Annotated in this window: 13 protein-coding genes; 9 read left to right on the top strand and 4 right to left on the bottom strand. The window is 67.7% G+C overall.

What is annotated here, in order from left to right; genetic code table 11:
* Positions 1-33: 33 nt before the first annotated feature.
* The gene (locus tag KYT87_RS14480) at positions 34-519 is read right to left on the bottom strand and encodes a DUF2946 family protein (RefSeq protein ID WP_255594123.1); all 486 of its coding nucleotides are present in this window, start codon (positions 517-519) and stop codon (positions 34-36) included.
* 153 nt (positions 520-672) lie between these two features.
* Entirely contained in the window at positions 673-1,407 is a 735-nt protein-coding gene (locus KYT87_RS14485; RefSeq protein WP_219992536.1) for a ribonuclease activity regulator RraA, read from the bottom strand.
* A 324-nt stretch (positions 1,408-1,731) separates the two neighbouring features.
* Here KYT87_RS14485 and KYT87_RS14490 point away from each other — a divergent pair, with 324 nt between their 5' ends.
* From KYT87_RS14490 to KYT87_RS14510, 5 genes are read left to right on the top strand one after another with little or no spacing between them, the layout of a single operon-like run.
* Positions 1,732-2,499: an endonuclease/exonuclease/phosphatase family protein gene (locus KYT87_RS14490; protein ID WP_046805715.1), complete on the top strand. Its 768-nt coding sequence runs from the start codon at positions 1,732-1,734 to the stop codon at positions 2,497-2,499.
* Positions 2,496-3,698, top strand: a complete 1,203-nt coding sequence (gene clsB / locus KYT87_RS14495) for a cardiolipin synthase ClsB (RefSeq protein WP_104145455.1) — start codon at positions 2,496-2,498, stop codon at positions 3,696-3,698. Before KYT87_RS14490 ends, clsB begins: the two co-directional genes overlap by 4 nt.
* A complete protein-coding gene (locus KYT87_RS14500; protein WP_104145454.1) occupies positions 3,695-4,699 on the top strand; it encodes a lysylphosphatidylglycerol synthase domain-containing protein in 1,005 nt (334 codons plus the stop codon). Before clsB ends, KYT87_RS14500 begins: the two co-directional genes overlap by 4 nt.
* Positions 4,696-5,832, top strand: coding sequence for a DUF3182 family protein (locus tag KYT87_RS14505; RefSeq protein ID WP_219992537.1), 1,137 nt, complete (start codon positions 4,696-4,698; stop codon positions 5,830-5,832). Before KYT87_RS14500 ends, KYT87_RS14505 begins: the two co-directional genes overlap by 4 nt.
* Positions 5,819-6,577 (top strand): S9 family peptidase, encoded by a 759-nt coding sequence (locus KYT87_RS14510; RefSeq protein WP_046805719.1) that lies wholly within the window; start codon positions 5,819-5,821, stop codon positions 6,575-6,577. The genes KYT87_RS14505 and KYT87_RS14510 overlap by 14 nt, the downstream gene beginning before the upstream one ends.
* Before the next feature lie 37 nt (positions 6,578-6,614).
* Here the strand turns inward: KYT87_RS14510 and KYT87_RS14515 are convergent, their stop codons facing one another.
* Positions 6,615-7,016: a PRC-barrel domain-containing protein gene (locus tag KYT87_RS14515; RefSeq protein WP_120155673.1), complete on the bottom strand. Its 402-nt coding sequence runs from the start codon at positions 7,014-7,016 to the stop codon at positions 6,615-6,617.
* 132 nt (positions 7,017-7,148) lie between these two features.
* Complete coding sequence (locus KYT87_RS14520; protein WP_104145451.1) at positions 7,149-8,918, bottom strand: thiamine pyrophosphate-requiring protein; 1,770 nt, start codon at positions 8,916-8,918, stop codon at positions 7,149-7,151.
* Positions 8,919-9,250: 332 nt separating this feature from the next.
* On the opposite strand from KYT87_RS14520, the gene glgA reads away from it, so the two are divergent.
* The 4 genes from glgA to glgB are packed head-to-tail and all read left to right on the top strand — an operon-like array spanning position 9,251 to position 19,664.
* Positions 9,251-10,819: a glycogen synthase GlgA gene (glgA, locus tag KYT87_RS14525; protein WP_104145450.1), complete on the top strand. Its 1,569-nt coding sequence runs from the start codon at positions 9,251-9,253 to the stop codon at positions 10,817-10,819.
* A 17-nt stretch (positions 10,820-10,836) separates the two neighbouring features.
* Positions 10,837-14,055: an alpha-1,4-glucan--maltose-1-phosphate maltosyltransferase gene (locus KYT87_RS14530; protein ID WP_219992538.1), complete on the top strand. Its 3,219-nt coding sequence runs from the start codon at positions 10,837-10,839 to the stop codon at positions 14,053-14,055.
* A 15-nt stretch (positions 14,056-14,070) separates the two neighbouring features.
* Positions 14,071-17,460, top strand: coding sequence for a maltose alpha-D-glucosyltransferase (treS, locus tag KYT87_RS14535; RefSeq protein WP_219992539.1), 3,390 nt, complete (start codon positions 14,071-14,073; stop codon positions 17,458-17,460).
* Positions 17,457-19,664: a 1,4-alpha-glucan branching protein GlgB gene (gene glgB, locus KYT87_RS14540; RefSeq protein ID WP_219992540.1), complete on the top strand. Its 2,208-nt coding sequence runs from the start codon at positions 17,457-17,459 to the stop codon at positions 19,662-19,664. The genes treS and glgB overlap by 4 nt, the downstream gene beginning before the upstream one ends.
* Position 19,665: the final 1 nt, after the last annotated feature.

The following is a 19,665-nucleotide window of genomic DNA, read 5'->3' on the forward strand; positions in this document are numbered from 1 at the left end:
ACGGTCATGCGCGCAAGGCGCATGCGTGCAGGGTCAACCGTCTATCGAGGGTGGTGCCCGGGGGCCCAGCGGGGGGCCTGTGGCGGGCATGGGCGGGCGCGGGCCGTCCACGTTCAGAGCCGGCTGCGCCAGCCAGTGCAGCAGCACCGGCGCCAAGGCCGCCAAGGGCGGCAGGTTCAGGATTTGATGCGCGCTCAGGCCAAACGGACATTCCTGGCCCGCGCCGCGATCATCGCCCTGCCCTGAACCGTGGTGATCGTGATGGCCGTGCATCTCGTGATGGCCACCGGTGGACGCCTGCCGTAACGACATCGCCTGCAACGCCGCCAGCGCGTTGCCGCCCGCCGTGCAAAAGCCCAAGGTCAGACGGCCTTGGCGCAGCGCCTGCGCGTCGGGCATGTACCCGGTCGGCACCCACGCCCGCGCCACCAGCAACAGCAGCAGCAACAGCCGCCCGAAATCGGCGGCCGTGGCAAAACGCGGGTAATGGGGTAAACGACGGGGCGATCCGGTGCGCATGCGTCCAATCCACAACGCCGGCGGGCGCCGGCGTCTTGGCGGAATTTTACGCGCCGTCTTGGGTTTGCGCGACACCCGCCCCGCCGGCCCGCCTGCAAACGTTGCTTGCCGCCGTCCGGCTTCGGGCATAAATTCGATGTTGCCGATTTCCGCTCAAGGCCCGCTGCGGCTCTGCTGCTCCCGCCAAGCCTGGTACTTCGCCTGGTTTTCTTGATTGGGCGGATACAGGCCGGGCAACTTTTCGCCCGCCTCGACCTGCTGCATGATCCAGCCTTCCAGCCGTTCCTGCTCGATGGCGATGTCGACCACGTCGTCCAGCAACGCGGCCGGGATCAGCACCGCGCCGTCGCGGTCCAGCACGATGACGTCGTTGGGAAACACCGCCACGCCGCCGCAGCCCACCGGTTCCTGCCAGCCGACAAACGTCAGCCCTGCCACCGAAGGCGGCGCCGCCGCGCCGGCGCACCAGACCGGCAGCCCGGTGCCTTCAACGCCTTCCAGGTCGCGCACCACGCCGTCCGTTACCAAGGCCGCCACGCCGCGCTTGCGCATGCGGGCGCACAGGATATCGCCAAAAATGCCGGCGTCCGTGACCCCCATGGCATCGACCACGGCGATGCAACCTTCGGGCATATCTTCAATGGCGGCGCGCGTCGAAATGGGCGAGGCCCACGACGCCGGGGTCGCCAGGTCTTCGCGCGCGGGCACAAAGCGCAGCGTGAAGGCGCGTCCCACGATACGAGTGGCGCCCGGCGCCAGCGGCCGCGCACCGCGCACCCATACGTTGCGCAGGCCTTTCTTCAACAGCACGGTAGTCAGCGTGGCCGTTGTGATGCGCGACAGGGCCGTGACGACGCGCGCGTCCAAGGGCTGAGGGGCAATCGTCATAGTGCGGGGTCTCCTTGCGCCGACTGGGCGGATATACAGGTTGAGGTTGTCGATTGTGACGCCGGCCAAAACGGTGCACAACCCTGTTTTTACAGATTCTGAATCCGCTTTTTATGCCTGCCCGGCCTGGCTCTGGCCCCACTTTTCCGCCACGGTTCACTCCCTGCGGGCCAGGGGAATTTTGACCGGCGCGGGCAATTCCGTGTCCGGCAAGCTACCAGGAGGGAGCCCCGCCGGACAGGATTCCCCTATGAAAATCCGCCTGCGCAGGGGCTCAGGCACGAAACTTGCGCAGGGTGCGGATCTACCACCTCCGGAGAGTCCATGCCCGCCCCGACCGACGAATCCCGCCGGAGCCTGACGGTCCTCACCGTCAATACCCATAAAGGATTCACCAGTTTCAACCGGCGTTTCATGCTGCACGACCTGCGCGAGGCCTTACGCCTGGCCGCGCCCGATGTGGTGTTCTTGCAGGAAGTCCTGGGCGAACACCAGGTGCACGCCGAGCGGCACCAAGAGGCCTGGCCGGCGTTGTCCCAGTACGAGTTCCTGGCCGACACGCTGTGGTCGGACTACGCCTACGGCCGCAACGCCGTCTACCCGGCCGGCCACCATGGCAACGCGATCCTGTCGCGCTACCCCATCGAGCGCTACGAGAATCACGACGTCAGCGTGGACGGCCATGAAGGCCGCGGCCTGCTGCACTGCGTGCTGCGCGTGCCGGGCGATGCGCCGGTGCACGCCATCTGCGTACACCTGGGCCTGCTGGAAAAGCATCGCGGCCAGCAAATGAACCGCCTGTGCGAGCTGGTGGCGCGCGACGTGCCCGAAGGCGAACCGCTGTTGATCGCCGGTGACTTCAACGATTGGCGCGGCAAGGCGAACCGCCAGATGGCCGGCTGCGGCACCGAGGAAGTGTTCACCAGCCGCCTGGGCCGCCCGGCCCGCACCTTTCCCGCGCGTTGGCCGCTGCTGCGGCTTGACCGCATCTATGTTCGAAATGTGCGCGACTGGCGGCCGATGCCGCTGGCCTCGCGCGTGTGGTCGCGCCTGTCCGACCACGTACCCCTATCCGCGGAGATTGCGTTATGAGTGCCGGTGAACTGGGATGGCGGGAAGGCAACCGCTACACCTTGCTGGAAAACGGCGAGGCTTATTTTCCGGCCGCGTTCGAGGCCATTGACGCCGCCCAGCGCGAAGTCCTGGTCGAAACCTTCATCTTGTTTGAAGACAAGGTGGGGCGACAATTGCAGCAGACCCTGATCGCGGCTGCCAAGCGCGGCGTCAGCGTGGACCTGCTGGTGGACGGCTATGGCTCCGATGTGCTGACGCCCGAATTCATCGGCGAAATGACCGAAGCCGGGGTACGCCTGCATATCTTCGACCCGCGCCCTCGCCTGCTGGGCATCCGCACCAACGTGTTCCGTCGCATGCACCGCAAGATCGTGGCGATCGACGGCGTGTGCGCGATGATCGGGGGCATTAATTTTTCGGCCGACCACCTGGCCGACTTCGGCCCCGAGGCCAAGCAGGACTATGCCGTGCGCATCGACGGGCCCCTGGCGGCGGACATTGCCGATTACGCCCGCTCGGCGCTGAACCGCAAGCGGCCCCGCCGCTGGCGCCGCGCGGCCGCGGCGTCGGTGCCCGAGGGCGACGGCGGCGGCCGCCTGGTCGTGCGCGACAACGACGGCCACACCACCGACATCGAACGCTACTACCGCGCCGGCCTGCGCGCCGCCAAGCGCGACGTGCTGATTGCCAACGCCTACTTCTTTCCCGGCTACCACCTGCTGCGCGACCTGACCAAGGCCGCGCGCCGTGGCGTGCGCGTGCGCCTGCTGCTGCAAGGCGAACCCGACATGCTGGTGGCACGGCTGGCGGCGACCATGCTGTACGACTACCTGAAGAACGCGGGCGTTGAAATCTACGAATATTGCAAGCGCCCGCTGCATGGCAAGGTGGCCTGCGTGGACGACGACTGGTCCACCGTGGGCTCCAGCAACCTGGACCCGCTAAGCCTGGCCTTGAACCTGGAAGCCAATGTCGTGGTGCGCGACCGCTCGCTGAACGCCGCGCTGCGCGAAAGCCTGGACCGCCTGATCGCCCAGGACTGCAAGCCCGTGCCCAGCGGCCCCAAGTCCACCCGAGCGCTGCGCCGCTTCTGGGTGGGCGTGGTGGTGTTTCACTTCTTGCGGCGCTTTCCGGCGTGGGCGGGTTCGCTGCCGGCCCACAAGCCGCGCCTGCAAACCATCAAGCCGCCCACCCCCGACGAAGGTGAGACCGCATGAGGGTATATCGAACGACATTCATGCGCACCTTGCGCCACCGCTGGCCGCGCATCAAGAAAGTGCTGCCATGGCTGATCCTGGCGGTGGTCGCCGCGCTGCTGTTTTATTTCGGCCGGTCGGTGGACTGGCCGCAAGTGTGGCAGGCCATGCGCCGTATACCGCGCGACGCCATTCTGATGGCCAGCGGCCTGGTCGTGCTGGGCTATCTAAGCTACGCCGCGCTGGACCTGCTGGGCAAGCGCTACACCGGGCACAAACTAGGCTGGCCCACGGTGCTGGGCGTGGCCATGGTCAGCTACGCGCTGAACCTCAGCCTGGGCGTGCTGGTGGGCGGCCTGGGCGCGCGCCTGCGCCTGTACGCGCGGCTGGGTTGCCGCAAGGCGGTAGCCACGCGCGTGGCGGTGTTCTCGGCTGCATCGAACTGGATCGGGTATGCCTGGGTGGCCGGCGCGGTGTTCGTCAGCGGCGCCTTGCCGGTGCCCCAAGGGTGGGACGTGGGCAGCGGCGTGCTGCGCCTGCTGGGCGCGGTGATGCTGGTGGGCGCGGCCGCCTACGTGTGGGCATGCGCCCGCGCGCGGCGCCGGTCGGCCACGTGGATGGGCCAGCGCGTGACGCTGCCACGCGCGCGCATGGCGATCATGCAATGCGTGTTCGCCGGGCTGTCATGGATGTTCATGGGCGCCGTCGCCTATGTGCTGTTGCAGGGCAAGGCGCCCTACCCCGTCGTGCTGGGCATTCTGCTGTGCTCAAGCTTCGCCGCAGTGCTGACCCGGGTGCCGGGTGGGCTGGGCACCACCGAAGCCATCTTCGTGGCGGTGCTGGCGCCCGGGCTGCCGTATTCCGAAGTGCTGGGCGCGGCGCTGGCTTACCGCGCCTGCTACGCACTGGCGCCGATGTGCCTGGCGCTGGCCGCCTTTCCCTTGTTCGAAGCGCGCATCGCGTGGCGCAAGAAGCATGCGCCGGCCGGCCGGGAACAAGACTTGCTGCACCCGCGACCATGAAGAAAAATCCGCCCCTGACAGCGTCCGATCTGGTGGTGGCGTACCCGCGCCGCGCCACCGCGTCCGAACACGAGATTGCTTCACAAGAGGCCATGGCCGCCCGCCTGGCGGCGTTGCTGGGCAGGCGTTTCGACCCCCACTTCCGGCCCACCCGGCACCGCGACGAGCCGCCTCCGTACTACGTGCCCGACCGCACCATCATCGGCGCGATTCGGGCGGCGCGCCTGGGTATCACGCGCCCTGCCGACCTGTACGGCGGCGTCGCCCCGCACTCCTTCGTGGCGGGCAAGGCCATCACCCACGGCCTGGTCACCGCCCAGGCCCGTGCCCCCAAAGCCTGGGTGCACGAGCTGGGCGACGCCCTGCGCGACGTGGTGTTGAACGGCTACACCGCGTTCACCGTGGCCGATGCCGAAGCCGCGGGCTTGCAGCTGCTGCGCCAGGGGCCGCTACGCCTTAAACCCGTCGATGCCACGGCGGGGCGTGGCCAGGTGGTCGTGCGTAACGCCGACGAACTGCGCGCGGCGCTGGCCGAGCAAGAGCCGCTTGTCATGCGCCGGCTGGGGCTGGTGCTGGAAGAAGACCTGCAAGACGTGTCCACCTACAGCGTGGGCTGGGCGCGCGTGGGCAAGATGGAAATTTCGTACGTGGGCACGCAGTCGCTCACGCCCGACAACCAGGGCATACCGGTCTACGGCGGCTCGGTGCTGCGCGTGGCGCGCGGCGGGTTCGACGACCTGCGCGCGCTGGACCTGAACGAACACGAGCGCCAAGCCGTGGCCCTGGCCTGCCAGTACGACACCGCCGTGTCTACCGCCTACCCGCAATTGCTGGCGTCGCGTCGCAACTACGACGTGGCGTTTGGGCAAAGCCCGTCCGGGCAGCCACGCGCGGGCGTGCTGGAACAATCCTGGCGCGCGGGTGGCGCCAGCCTGGCCGAACTGGCGGCCATGCAGGCGTTTGCGTTGTCGCCGTCGCTGATGTCGGTGCGCGCCGCCACCCGCGAGCGTTATGGCGAACAAGAACCTCGCCCCATCCCGCAGCACCTGGTGTATCACGGCGTGGATTCGGCCGTGGGCCACATCAGCAAGTGGGCGGGCGTGTTGGAGGAGGACGCCGATGGCGGCGCATAGTGATCCCATCGCCTTGTCGGTCGACGGGCAGCAACTGGACGGCACGTTTCTGACACCGGAAGACAAGGTGCCGGGCGTGTTGTTCATCCACGGTTGGGGCGGCAGCCAGCAGTTTGACCTGGCGCGCGCCAAGGGCATCGCCGCGCTGGGTTGCGTCTGCCTGACGTTCGACCTGCGCGGCCATGCCGCCACGCGTGAACAGCAGCTGCAAGTGACGCGCGAGGATAATCTGCGCGACGTCATGGCGGCCTACGATCGGCTGGCGTCGCACCCGTCTCTGGATTCGGGGTCGGTGGCGGTGGTGGGCAGCAGCTATGGCGGCTACCTGGCGGCGCTGCTCAGCGGCCTGCGCCGCGTGCGCTGGCTGGCGCTGCACGTGCCGGCGCTGTATCGCGACGAAGAATGGCTGCTGCCGAAAAACCAGTTGAACCGGGAAACGCTGCGCGCCTATCGCAATAGCTATGTCGCGCCCGAATCGAACCGGGCGCTGAAGGCCTGCACCGAATTTGCCGGCGACGTGCTGATCGTCGAAGCCGAACACGACACGTTCATCCCGCACTCCACCATCATGAGTTACCGGTCGGCGTTCCGGCGCTCGCATTCGCTGACGCATCGCATCATCGACGGCGCCGACCACGCGCTGACGGAAAAATCCGCGCAGCGTGCCTACACGGCAATCCTGGTGAACTGGGTTACTGAAATGGTCACCGGCGCGCGGATGGGAGATCCGCGGCCGGTGCCGTGATGCACGACGGCCGGGCACCCAGGCCCGGCCAGACGCCTTACCAGTAGATGTCCTGCTTGTAGTACGTGTGCAGATTGCGCGCCCACGTTTCGTCGGCCATGCTGGGCCAGTTGTCCTTGTCAAAGCCCGGCGCGTTCTTCAAGGTTTCTTCGTCGATGTCCAGCACGAAGCACTTGCGGTCGGTATCCAGCGTCAAGGCCGCCCAGGGAATGGCAAACAGCTTGTCGCCGATGCCCAGCACGCCACCGCGCGACAGCACCGCGTAAGCGACCCGACCACGCGGCACGTCAATCATGATGTCCTTGATGGACCCCAGCTCTTCGCCGGCCGAGTTGTAGACGTCATTGCCTTCCAGCGTGCCGGCGGCCATGACTTCGGGGCCGGGGCCGCCAGGGCTGCTCTTGGGGCCGCCGACGATATTGGTTTGATGTTGTTCCATGTTCTATCTCCTTTGCGGGGCTTGCGCCCTGCGTACTGGTGGTAGGGACAGGCAACTCCGCAAGCGCCGTGCCCAGCTGCCCGGACACGGCGACGACATCCATTGCGCGATGCTCGATACGCGACACCGCGTTCAGCTGGCCCACCACTGCTTGATCGTGGCGCGCAGCGCGGCGGCGCCCGTGGCGGCGTCTTCCTTGCGCAGCGCCGTCATGTACGCCTTGAACTGCTTGGCCGAAATGTGCGGCGGCATCGGCGGCACCTCGGGGTCGGTCACCACCTCCAGCACCGTCGGGCGGCCGGCCGACAGCGCGCGGTCCCAGGCGGGGCCGACTTCCTCGGGGTCCGTCACGCGTATGCCCTCCAGCCCCAGCATGCGGCCGTAATCCGCATAGGAAAAGTGCGGCAGCCATTGCGAATCGCCAAAGCGCGGGTCGGCGCCCATGACGCGTTGTTCCCACGTCACCAGGTTCAGGTCGCCGTTGTTCAGCACCAGCACGACCAGCGTCGGGTCGGACCAGTCCTTCCAGCGGTGCGCGATGGTGATCAGTTCATTGATGCCCAGCATCTGCATCGCGCCGTCGCCCACCAGTGCCACCACCGGCCGGCCGGGGTGGGCCAGCTTGGCGGCCACCGCGTAAGGCACGCCGCAACCCATGCTGGCCAGCCCGCCCGACACCGAACCCATCATGCCTTCGCGCAGATGCACGTCACGCGCGTACCAGTTGGCCGCCGAACCGGAATCGCAGGTGACGATGCAACGCGGCGGCAGCCGGCTGGACAGCTCCAGGAACGGGCGCTGCGGATTCACGCCCTTGGCGTCGACCATGGCGCGCGACACCACCGTTTCGCGCCACCGCGCCACCTTCTTTTCAATGCTCTTGGTCCACCGGTCAGACGTCTTGGGTTGCAACTTGGGCAACAGCGCCTGCAAGGTCAGGCGCGCATCGCCCACCAGCCCCACTTCCACGGGATACCGCAGGCTGAGCTTGCGCCCGTCCAGGTCGATCTGCACCGCGCGCGCCTGCCCTTCCTTGGGCAGGAATTCGGCATAGGGAAACGACGTGCCCACCATCAACAGGGTGTCGCATTCGTTCATCATTTCCCAGCTGGGCTGCGTCCCCAGCAGGCCGATGGCGCCCGTTACGTACGGCAGCTCGTCCGGCACCACCGCCTTGCCCAGCAACGCCTTGGCCACGCCCGCGCCCAGCCGCTCGGCCACGGCGCGCACCTCGTCGCCCGCGTCCAGCGCGCCGGCGCCCACCAGCATCGCCACGCGTTCGCCACTGTTCAGGATGGACGCGGCGTTATCCAGCGCCGCCTCGGGCGCCACGGCGGCGTGCGCGGTCAGGCCAATGCCGGTATGCACGGTGCCGTGCTCGCGCGGCGGCGTTTCCACGGCTTCCAGGTCTTGCACATCATTGGGAAAGATCAGGCAGGTCACGCCGCGCCGCTCCATGGCGATACGCATGGCGCGGTCGATCATGTGCCGCGCCTGCACGGGCGAGGTCACCATGTGCACGAAGTCGTGCGCCACGTCCTTGTACAGGCTGACCAGATCCACCTCTTGCTGGTAATCGCCACCCAGCGAGCTGCGGGCTTGCTGGCCAACGATGGCCACCACCGGCTGGTGGTCCATCTTGGCGTCGTACAGGCCGTTAAGCAGGTGGATGGCGCCCGGGCCCGAGGTGGCCATGCACACCCCCACCTGCCCGGTGAACTTGGCATGGGCGCAGGCCATGAACGCGGCCCCTTCCTCGTGGCGCGCCTGGATGAATTCCAGTTCGCTGTTTCTTCCAAACGCGCCAATCAGGCCGTTGATCCCATCGCCGGGATATCCGAACACGCGCTGTACGCCCCATTCGCCCAGGCGGGCGAGGACAAAATCGGAAACGGTTTTCAAGTTGACGCTCCTTATGGTCGGTTCAGTCGGTTCTATTGCTTCAATCGGTTCAATCGGTTCAGCAAAAACCAGAGCCTGCGCGCGCCGCAATCGCCATGCCTGGCTGGCCCGCTGGCTCCGTCCCCGACCGCCGTTCCTCGCGACTGTAAAGACGGCGTTTGTTGCGCCGCTCCCAAATTTACAAACGTCAGCAACAACGACTCGCACCCCAGGGTAAGCCCGCCTTTTCCCTATGCGGCCCACCCTTGGGCACGCCACTTGCGCATATGACGGCCTTACGGAACCGGGCCCACTTTTTCAGCGGCCCTCCGACTTTCCCCGGAGCAACAAGCATGGCGACGACAATTCTCATAGTGGCTGCCGAAGCATTCCCGCTCGCAAAGACGGGCGGCTTGGGCGATGCAATCACCGGCATGACGCGGGCGATGATCCAGCGAGGCATCCCCGCCACCGTCCTGCTGCCCGCCTACCGAGGCGCGGCCAAGCAGTTGGACGGCTTGCGCGAAGTGGCGCGGCTGGAAGACCTGCCCGGCGGCGACGCGCGCCTGCTGGCCGGCGTGTGCCCCACGTCCGAGCTGTCTTTCCTGCTGCTTGAGAACGACGCGCTGTACGACCGCGCCGGCCTGTATGTGGACGAGGACGGGCAGGAGCATCCTGACAACGGCCTGCGCTACGCCGCCTTGTCGCACGCCGCCGTGCGTATCGCGCGCGGCCTGCCGGGGCTGGCGCGCCCCGATGTGGTGCACGCGCACGATTGGCACGCGGCCTTGACACCGATGCTGATGCGCGAGGCCGGCATCCAGGACGTAAAAACCGTCTTGACCATCCACAACATGGCTTTCCAAGGCCAGTTCCCGCTAGAGGATGCCGCCGCCTATGGAATCCCGCCCGCCTACCGTGGCGAGCACGCCGCCGTTGCCTGGAACAAGCTGAACTTCATGAAGGCCGGCATCGCCCATGCCGACCGCGTCACCACCGTCAGCCACACCTACGCGCGTGAAATCCTGACGCCGGCATTCGGCTGCGGCCTGGACGGCCTGCTGCGTGAACGCGCGAGCGACCTGATCGCCATTCCGAACGGCATCGACACCGCCCTGTGGGACCCGTCGCGCGACCCGCATCTGGGCCCGTTGCGCTACACCGCGGGCGACCTGGCCAACAAGCGCCTGTGCAAGACGGTGCTGCAACGCGAATTCGGGCTGACGCCGGATGCGCAAGCCACGCTGGTCGTCATGGGCAGCCGCCTGACCGACCAGAAGATGGCCGACGTCGCGGCCGAAGCCTTGCCGCGCGCCCTGGATGCCCACCCCGAAATGCAGGTGGCCATCCTGGGTCAAGGCGACCGTCGCCTGGAAACCGCCTTGAAGGCGCTGGCCGACCGCTACCCCCAACGTTGCGCCACGCGCATTGGCTACAACGAAGCGGGCGCGCATCGCCTGCACGCCGGTGGCGACGTCCTGCTGCACGGCAGCCGTTTCGAACCCTTCGGCCTGACGCCGCTGTACGCCATGCGTTACGGCACCGTGCCGATCGGCTCGCGCGTGGGCGGGATGGCCGACACCATTGAAGACCCCGGCTCGGATTCGCCCCTGACGGCGATGGCGTTCGCCAACGGCCTGCTGTTCGACGGCGACCACCCCGACGCCATGGCCGCTGCGCTGGCGCGCGCGATGCACTTGCGCCAGCACCCGATGCTGTGGCGCGCCATGCAGCGCAATGCCATGAGCACCGACTTCAGCTGGCAGCGTGCCGTGGGTGCGTACGAAGAATTGCTGCAATCCCTGACCGGCCGCTCGCAGGTTCAAGAGCAAGCGGTTGCGGAACCCGCGCCGGCCCGGTCGGCCGACACTCGCCAACGGCGGACCCGGCAAGCCCGTGGCTCCATGCCGATGCCCATCTGATCACAAGGCGCACACGCATGGCCGCTGCCCCCAAGCCCGTCCCCTCCCCGCCCACCGCGTTGCGCATCTGCCACGCGCCACAGGGTTTGCCGGACGGCGCCCCGGCGGCAACGGCCGACGCCGCGCTGGATGCCCGGCTGGCCCGTATCCAGCGCGCCGGATTCAACGCCGTGTTGATTCCGCCGCCCTGGGTCCGGTCGGCCGACGCGCACACCCTGGCGCCCATCGACGCCGACGCCAGCCCGACCGGCGACGGCACCGAACCCATTACCGAACGGCTGGCCCGCCTGTCGCGCGCCACCGCCGCACAAGGGCTGACCTTGATGCTGCACGTGGTGCTGGACCGCGTCTCGGTGGACGCCACGCCCGCCACCGCGCCGCCCGGCTGGTATCTGCCGCCGCCCGACGACCCGGCGCGCGACCCCCGCCTGCCTGTCAGCACGTGGGGCGTCATGGCCCTGGCCGGCGAGCCGCCGCCGGAGTTCGCGCAGGCCTGGTCGGCGCGGCTGGCGCGCTGGATGCAAGCCGGCGTGGCCGGCTTTGTATTCGAAGCCCCCCAGCGCTTGCCCGCCACCAGCTGGCGCGGCGTGCTGGACCCGCTGCGCCAACACGCCACCGCCCCGCATTGCCTGGCCTGGACGCCGGGGCTGACGGCGCATCAGCTGGACACGCTGCGCGACGCCGGTTTCGACGGCGTGTTTTCTTCCCTGCCGTGGTGGGATTACAAATCCGCCTGGCTGGCCGAAGAAGCCGCGCGTCTGCAACGCGTGGCCCCGGTGCTGGCCAGCACGACGCCGCTGCACGGCGACGCCCCGAACAAGCCGCATGCCGATGCGCGGCTGGCGTGGGCCGCTGCCTTTACCGCCAACGGGTGGATGGCGGCGGAAGCCGACATCGACGCGTCGCCCCAATTGCAGGACATCAACCAGTGGCTCAGCCTGCGTGACGCGCCTGCCGGCCCGCCGCGTGTGCTGGGCGGCCGCGACGGCCGCGCCACGCTGGTGCTGCGCGATGAGCCCGACGGCGCCACGGCGGTGCTGGCATTGAACCCGAACGAAGCCGCCCCGGCGCGCATCGATTGGGACGCCGTGGCGTCCAGCCTGCCGCCCGGCGACATCCTGCCCCAACGCATGACCGACGCGCCCCTGCTGGCGGGTGACACCCTGCCCGCGGGCGGTTGCGCCCTGATGGCCGTGACGCCGATGCCGCCCGTGCGCGAAGCCTCGCGCCATCCCGGGCCGCGCACGGAAGGCGGCGCGGGCCTGCGCATCGCCATCGAAAGCGTATCGCCCGCCGTTGACGACGGTGCGCACCCCATCAAGTGCACGGTGCACGAACGCATCACCGTCCAGGCCGACTTGCTGATGGACGGCCACGACCGCATCGCGGGCGAAGTCCGCTGGCGCGCCGCCGATGAAGCCAACTGGCGGCGCACGCCGCTCAAGCTGCTGTCCAACGACCGCTGGCAAGCCAGCTTCCGACCGCGCCGCATCGGGCCGCACGAGTTTCAGGTGGCGGCGTGGTTCGACGTCTGGGAAACCTACCGCCATGACCTTGAGGTCAAGCACGCGGCCGGAGTGGACGTGCACCTGGAGGTGTCCGAAGGCGTCTTGTTGCTGCGCGAAGCCGACAAGCGCGCCAGCCAGCACGCGTATCCGGCCAACAGCGTGGCCGTGGTGAAGGCCGCGTTGAAAGCCCTGCCCGGCGCCAAAACCGACATCGCACCCACCGACGCGCACATTGCGCTGCTGCTGGGCGGCGAGCTGGCGCAGGCGATGCGGGAACTGGACGCGCGCCCGTTTGAAACCGTCACGCCCGACCCGTATCCCGTCTGGGTCGACCGCCCGCAAGCGTGCCACAGCGCCTGGTATGAATTGTTTCCTCGGTCGCAAGCCCGCGAGCCCGGCCGCCATGGCACGTTTGACGACGTCATCGCGCGCCTGCCCGATATTCAGGAAATGGGCTTTGACGTGCTGTACCTGCCGCCGATACACCCCATCGGCCTGCGCAATCGCAAGGGGCCGAACAACAGCCTGATCGCCGGGCCGGACGACGTGGGCAGCCCGTACGCTATCGGGTCGGCCGACGGCGGCCATGACGCCATCGAGCCCAAGCTGGGATCGCTGGATGATTTTCTGCGACTGGTCAGCGCCGCGCGCGAGCACGGCATGGAAATGGCGCTGGACTTTGCCATCCAGTGTTCGCCCGACCATCCCTGGTTGAAGTCGCATCCCGATTGGTTCTCATGGCGCCCCGACGGTTCCATCCGCTACGCCGAGAACCCGCCCAAGAAGTACCAGGACATCGTCAACGTGTCGTTCTACGGCTCGCCGCCCCGCCGCGCGCGCAAGCTGGCGCTGTGGCGCGCGCTGCGCGACGTGGTGCTGTTCTGGGTGGACAAGGGCGTGCGGATCTTTCGCGTGGACAACCCGCACACCAAGCCGCTGCCCTTCTGGCAATGGCTGATTGCCGAGGTGCACGGGCAGCACCCCGATGTGCTGTTCCTGTCTGAAGCCTTTACCCGGCCCAAGATGATGTACCGCCTGGCCAAGGTGGGCTTCACGCAGTCGTACACGTACTTCACGTGGCGCAACGAACGCGCCGAGTTGCAGGCGTATCTGGAAGAAATCTCGAACCCGCCGCCGGCCGATTTTTTCCGCCCGCACTTCTTTGTGAACACGCCGGATATCAACCCGGTGTTCTTGCAGACGTCGGGGCGGCCGGGATTCTTGATCCGCGCCGCGCTGGCCGCCATGGGCTCGGGCCTGTGGGGCGTGTACAGCGGCTTCGAGCTGTGCGAGTCCGCGCCGGTGCCGGGCAAAGAGGAATATCTGGATTCCGAAAAGTACGAACTGCGCCCGCGCGACTGGCGCCAGCCCGGCAACATCCGCGCCGAGATCGCGCGGCTGAACCAGATCCGCCGCGCCAACCCGGCCTTGCAGACGCATCGCGGGCTGACCGCGCTGCGCAGTGGCAACGACCGCGTCCTGGCCTTTGTCAAAGCCACGCCGGGTCTGGGCAACGTGGTGCTTACCGTCATCAGCCTGGACCCCTTCCAACCGCAAACCGCATATCTGGAGGTGCCGTTCTGGTTGTTCGGCGACGCCAGGCCCGCTCATCTTGAAGTCGAAGACCTGTTGACGGACAGCCACGAGACCTGGCGCGACGCGACGCGCACCGTGACGCTGTCCCCCGACCAACCCTATCGCGTCTGGCGGCTGTCCCTGCATGGTTGACGCCCGGAGCCCACGATGATCAGTGAAACCAGTCCCATCAAGGATGACGGCCTTTGGTACAAGGACGCCGTTATCTATCAGCTGCATGTGAAGTCGTTCTTCGACTCGAACGACGACGGGGTGGGAGACGTGCCCGGCCTGATCATGAAGTTGGATTACATCGCCAGCCTGGGCGTGAACACGATCTGGCTGCTGCCGTTCTACCCGTCGCCCCGGCGCGACGATGGCTACGACATCGCGGACTATCGCGGCGTGCATCCCGACTACGGCACGGTGGCCGACGTGCGCAAGCTGATCCGCGAAGCCCACGCCCGCGGGCTGCGCGTCATTACCGAACTGGTGGTCAACCACACGTCGGACCAGCACCGCTGGTTTCAGCGGGCGCGCACCTCGCGCCCGGGATCGGCGGCGCGCAACTTCTACGTGTGGTCCGACAACGACAAGGCCTACGCCGGCACGCGCATCATCTTTTGCGACACGGAAAAGTCCAACTGGACGTGGGACCCCGAGGCCAACGCCTACTTCTGGCATCGCTTCTATTCCCATCAGCCCGACCTGAACTACGACAACCCGCAGGTGCTCAAGGAAGTGCTGTCCGTCATGCGCTATTGGCTGGACATGGGCGTGGACGGGCTGCGGCTGGACGCCGTGCCGTACCTGGTGGAACGCGAAGGCACCAACAACGAAAACCTGCCCGAAACGCACCAGGTGCTCAAGCAGATCCGCGCGGTGATCGACCAGGAATACCCGGGCCGGCTGTTGTTGGCCGAAGCGAACCAGTGGCCCGAGGATGCGCAGGAGTATTTCGGCGCGGGCGACGAATGCCATATGTCGTTCCACTTTCCGCTGATGCCGCGCATGTACATGGCCATCGCGCAGGAAGACCGCTTTCCGATTACCGACATCATCCGCCAGACGCCGGATATTCCGGACACCTGCCAGTGGGCTATTTTCCTGCGCAACCACGACGAGCTGACGCTGGAAATGGTGACCAGCCGCGAACGCGATTACCTGTGGAGCGTGTACGCCGCCGATCCGCGCGCGCGCATCAACCTGGGTATCCGCCGCCGTCTGGCGCCCTTGCTGGAGCGCGACCGCCGCCGCGTCGAACTGATGAACAGCCTGCTCTTGTCCATGCCCGGCACGCCGGTGCTGTACTACGGCGACGAACTGGGCATGGGCGACAACGTGCATCTGGGCGACCGCGACGGCGTGCGCACGCCGATGCAGTGGTCGCCGGACCGCAACGGCGGGTTTTCGCGCGCTGACCCCGAGCGCCTGCCGCTGCCGGTATTGATGGGGCCGTTGTACGGCTACGAGGCGGTCAACGTCGAAGCCCAGCAACGCGACCCGCATTCGCTGCTGAACTGGACGCGCCGCATGTTGGCGCAGCGCCGCCAGACGCATGCGTTTGGCCGGGGCACGCTGCGCTTCATCCAGGCCGGCAATCGCAAGATTCTGGCTTACTTGCGGCAGTGGAACGACACCACCATCCTGTGCGTGGCCAACCTGTCGAACGCGGCGCAGCCGGTGGAACTGCCCTTGCAGGAATTCAACGGCCGCGTGCCGGTGGAAATGCTGGGCGGCACGCCGTTTCCGGCCATCGGTGAACTGCCCTATCTGCTGACCTTGCCGCCCTACGGCTTTTACTGGATGGACCTGAGCATGGACGCCGCGCCGCCGGGATGGCATGCCAGCGGCCCCGCCCAGATGCCCGAGCTGACGACGCTGGTGTTGAAGTCGCGCGGTGGCGCCGCGCTGACGGACTCGTCGCGCAACGTGCTGGAAAACGAAGTGCTGCCCGAGTACCTGGCGCGCCAGCGCTGGTTCCCGGGGTCGAAGGCGCCATCTCGCGCGCGCCTGGCCTACGCCACGCCCTTTGCCGCCAGCAGCGCGGGCATGGGCGGCGGCCGCAGCGCCGGTGGCGAATTCTATTGGGCCGAAGTCGAACCCGAAGACGGCATAGACGACGGCCTGCGCGTGCAAGCCCCGTTCGTGTTGGTGTGGGACGAAACCGCGCAGGTGCAATACCCCATCGCGCGGGTGCGGCGCGGCCCGGAAGTGGGCACGCTGGCCGACGCCTTCCTGCAACCCGGCTTTGTGCTGGGCGTGATCGACGCGCTGCGCGCCAAGCAGGAACTGGACGGGCGCGACGGCGGCAAGCCGGGCGACAAACCCGGCGTCATCCGCTACCTGCCTGAACCCGGCCTGGCCGACGTGGACTTTGGCACGGAACCCGAATTGCAGTGGATTCGGGCCGAACAATCGAATAGCTCGGTGATCGTGGCCAACCAGGCCATCCTGAAGCTGATCCGCAATGTGAAGCCCGGCGTGTCGCCGGAAGTCGAGGTGTCGCGCCATCTGACGCGCGCCGGCTACGCCAACATTCCCGCGCTGCTGGGCGAGGTGGTGCGCGTGGACGCCGAAGGGGTGCCGCACACGCTGGCGGTCATGCACGCCTTCGTCAGCAACGAAGGCGATGCGTGGACGTGGACCCTGGACTACCTGAAACGCACGCTGGGCGCGGCCCTGCTGGGCGGCAACAGCCCCGAGGAATTCGAAGCCAGCCTGGAAGGCTACACGGTGATGGCCGGCACCATCGGCCGCCGTCTGGCCGAGCTGCACAACGCGCTGGCGCAAGCCACGGACGACCCGGCCTTTCCGGTGCAGACGGCCACCGCCGAGGATGCCCAGGCGCACGCCACGCGCATCGCCGGGCAACTGGACCGCGCCGACGAGGACCTGCGCGCGGTGATGGACCGCCTGGAAGCGCCGTCGCACGCTTGCGCGCAGTGGCTGTTTGAACATCGCGACCGGCTGCGCAAGCAGGTGGACACGATGGCGCAGGCGTTGGTGGGCGCGCCGCTGATTCGCGTGCATGGCGACTTCCACCTGGGCCAGGTGCTGGTGGCGCAGACCGACGCCTACCTGATCGACTTCGAAGGCGAACCAATCCAGACGCTGGAGGCCCGGCGCAACATCACCACGCCGTACAAGGACGTGGCGGGCATGCTGCGCTCGTTCGATTACGCCGCCGCGTCGGTGGCGCGATCGGACCCGATGGGCGGTGCGCCCACCGACGCCAACGCGGGGGCCGCCGACTCGGCCGCCGCGCCGGGCGTGCCGCAGGATCTGCGTGACACGCTGCTGGCGCGCTTCGGGTCGCGCGCGGTCGAGGCCTTCTTGCAGGGCTACCAGGAAGCGGCGTCCACGGCTATTGCGCTGCCGGGCGCGCAGGAAGACACCCTGCTCAAGCTGGCCCAACTGGAAAAAGCCGCTTACGAAGTCAGCTACGAAGCCGCGCACCGGCCGGACTGGATCTCTATCCCGCTGTGCGCCCTGACCGGACTGGCACGAGAACTCTTGCAAGATGCGGCGATCAGCGCCGAGGAAAAAACACGATGAGCCTTCCTGACAACGGTGGCTTGCCGCCGTCCTCCACCCCCGCCGGCCAGGTTGACGCGGCCACGCTGCAAGCCCTGGCCGGGGGCCAGCACGCCGACCCCTTCGCCGTGCTGGGACCGCATGACGGCGCCGTTCGCGCGCTGCTGCCCGGCGCCAACGCGGTGGCGGTGATCAGCGCGGATGGCACCCGGACGCCACTGCATGAACAAGCACACGGCCTGTACACCGGCGCCGCACCCGGCGCCCGCCCCGGCGACCCGGCCTCTTATCAACTGGCCATCCAATGGCCCGGCACGGAGCAGGTGACGGCGGACCCGTATGCCTTCGGGCCGGTGTTGTCGGACGCGGACCTGGGCGCCTTGTCCAGCGGGGACTGGCGCGCGGCGCTGGACTTGCTGGGCGCGCGCCTGGTGGAAATGAACGGCGTGTCCGGGCTGCGTTGCGCGGTCTGGGCGCCCAATGCGCGCCGCGTCGCGGTGGTGGGCGACTTCAACAGCTGGGACAGCCGCCGGCACCCCATGCGCCTGCGCCACGCCGCCGGCGTGTGGGAATTGTTCATCCCCGGCGTATGCGCCGGCGATTGCTACAAGTTCGCCATCACCGATAGCGCGGGCGCCATCGTGTTCAAGGCCGACCCCATGGCACGGCGCGCGCAGGCCGCACCCGCGACCGCGTCGGTAGTGGACGACCCCACGCCCCACGTCTGGACGGACGAAGACTGGATGCAATCGCGCGGCGCGTGCCAACAGCCTGACGCGCCCATTTCGATTTACGAAGTGCAGGCCGGCTCGTGGGTGGCCGCCGACAACGAACGCTGCGTCTGGGACCAGCTGGCCGACAAGCTGCCGGCCTATGCGCACGCCATGGGCTTCACCCATGTGGAGTTGATGCCCATCATGGAATACCCGTTCGGCGGGTCCTGGGGCTACCAGCCGCTGGGCATGTTTGCCCCGTCGGCGCGCTTTGGCCCGCCGGCGGCATTCGCCCGCTTCGTGGACCGCTGCCACGCCATGGGCGTGGGCGTGATCCTGGACTGGGTGCCCGCGCACTTTCCGAACGACGCGCATGGGCTGGCGCGCTTTGACGGCACGCCGTTGTATGAATACGCAGATCCGCGCGAAGGCTATCACCCCGACTGGAACACGCTGGTCTACAACCTGGGCCGCACCGAAGTCAAAGCGTTCATGATCGCCAGCGCGGTGCACTGGCTGCGCCAATTCCATATCGACGGCCTGCGCGTGGACGCGGTGGCCTCGATGCTTTATCGCGACTACAGCCGCAAGGCCGGCGAGTGGATTCCCAACGTGTATGGCGGCCGCGAGAACCTGGAAGCCGTGGCGTTCCTGCGCGACCTGAACAGCACCGTACGCCACGAAGCGCCGGACGCCATCGTGGTGGCCGAAGAATCCACCGCATGGCCGGGCGTGACGGCGCCGGTGTCCGAGGGCGGCCTGGGCTTTCACTACAAATGGAACATGGGGTGGATGCACGACACGCTGCGCTACATGGAGGAAGACCCCGTGTATCGCAAGTATCACCATCACGACATCACCTTCGGCATGGCCTACGCCTATTCCGAACGCTTCATCCTGCCGCTATCGCATGACGAAGTGGTGCACGGCAAGGGCTCGCTGCTGAACAAGATGCCGGGCGACCACGGCACCAAGCTGGCGAACCTGCGCGCCTACCTGGGCTTCATGTGGGCGCATCCCGGCAAGAAGCTGCTGTTCATGGGCGGCGAGCTGGCGCAGCCGGCCGAATGGAATCACGACGCCACCATCAACTGGAGCCTGCTGGACGACGCAGGCCACAAAGGCGTGCAGCGCCTGGTCGCGGACCTGAACCGCGTGTATCGCGATTCGCCCGCCCTGCACGAAATGGACGCCCAGCCCGAAGGCTTCGCGTGGCTGGTCATGGACGACGCCGACAACAGCGTGGCCGCGTTCCTGCGCCGCAGCGGCGCATCGACCATGCTGGCCATCTGCAATTTCACCCCCGTTACCCGCCACGGCTACCGCGTCGGCGTGCCGCTGGCGGGGCGCTGGGCCGAAACGCTGAACACCGACGCCGGTTGGTACGGCGGCTCGGGCCAAGGCAACCAGGGCGCGGCGCAGTCCGCCGACCAACCCGCTCACGGCCACGCGCAATCCTTGTCGCTGACGCTACCTCCTCTTGCCACCTTGTTCTTCACGCACGAAGGCTGAA

Source organism: Achromobacter sp. ES-001 (genome assembly GCF_019448355.1).
GTDB lineage: Bacteria > Pseudomonadota > Gammaproteobacteria > Burkholderiales > Burkholderiaceae_B > Achromobacter > Achromobacter spanius_B.

Excerpts from the sequence above, each read along its gene's own strand:
- KYT87_RS14480 (WP_255594123.1), bottom strand. The coding sequence starts at position 519 with ATGCGCACCGGATCGCCCCGTCGTTTACCCCATTACCCGCGTTTTGCC.
- KYT87_RS14485 (WP_219992536.1), bottom strand. The coding sequence starts at position 1,407 with ATGACGATTGCCCCTCAGCCCTTGGACGCGCGCGTCGTCACGGCCCTG.
- KYT87_RS14490 (WP_046805715.1), top strand. The coding sequence starts at position 1,732 with ATGCCCGCCCCGACCGACGAATCCCGCCGGAGCCTGACGGTCCTCACC.
- clsB (WP_104145455.1), top strand. The coding sequence starts at position 2,496 with ATGAGTGCCGGTGAACTGGGATGGCGGGAAGGCAACCGCTACACCTTG.
- KYT87_RS14500 (WP_104145454.1), top strand. The coding sequence starts at position 3,695 with ATGAGGGTATATCGAACGACATTCATGCGCACCTTGCGCCACCGCTGG.
- KYT87_RS14505 (WP_219992537.1), top strand. The coding sequence starts at position 4,696 with ATGAAGAAAAATCCGCCCCTGACAGCGTCCGATCTGGTGGTGGCGTAC.
- KYT87_RS14510 (WP_046805719.1), top strand. The coding sequence starts at position 5,819 with ATGGCGGCGCATAGTGATCCCATCGCCTTGTCGGTCGACGGGCAGCAA.
- KYT87_RS14515 (WP_120155673.1), bottom strand. The coding sequence starts at position 7,016 with ATGGAACAACATCAAACCAATATCGTCGGCGGCCCCAAGAGCAGCCCT.
- glgA (WP_104145450.1), top strand. The coding sequence starts at position 9,251 with ATGGCGACGACAATTCTCATAGTGGCTGCCGAAGCATTCCCGCTCGCA.
- KYT87_RS14530 (WP_219992538.1), top strand. The coding sequence starts at position 10,837 with ATGGCCGCTGCCCCCAAGCCCGTCCCCTCCCCGCCCACCGCGTTGCGC.
- treS (WP_219992539.1), top strand. The coding sequence starts at position 14,071 with ATGATCAGTGAAACCAGTCCCATCAAGGATGACGGCCTTTGGTACAAG.
- glgB (WP_219992540.1), top strand. The coding sequence starts at position 17,457 with ATGAGCCTTCCTGACAACGGTGGCTTGCCGCCGTCCTCCACCCCCGCC.